The organism is Pseudomonas sp. PME37.24/006, from assembly GCF_055556635.1.
The window spans coordinates 1-240 of the sequence record NZ_JBVHNL010000280.1; the positions used below are offsets into that span (position 1 = coordinate 1).

Sequence of the window (240 nt, forward strand, 5' to 3'; positions counted from 1 at the left end):
GATCGAGGGACACGAAGGCGATCTTGATGCGCACTTCGCCTTCGCCGGGCTCGGGCACGGGGCCTTCCTCGAGGCGGAAGTCGTCGGGCTTGACCATCCCATGCGGGCGCCGGGCCAGCTTCATCATGCGGTTCATCAGGGTCGTCCTCCGCCAACGTTCAGCTTGTGCTGTGATTTGCGGAGTTGTTTGGCACAACCGCATGCGCATTCGCAATCGCGACGTTCGGCCGGGCCGGGCAT

At 64.2% G+C, this 240-nt stretch carries 1 pseudogene; it reads right to left on the bottom strand.

Features of this window, described 5'->3' with window-relative positions:
* Nucleotides 1–208: pseudogene (locus ACZ3GY_RS24730) on the bottom strand (hypothetical protein); the annotation flags it as partial.
* Nucleotides 209–240 lie beyond the last annotated feature (32 nt).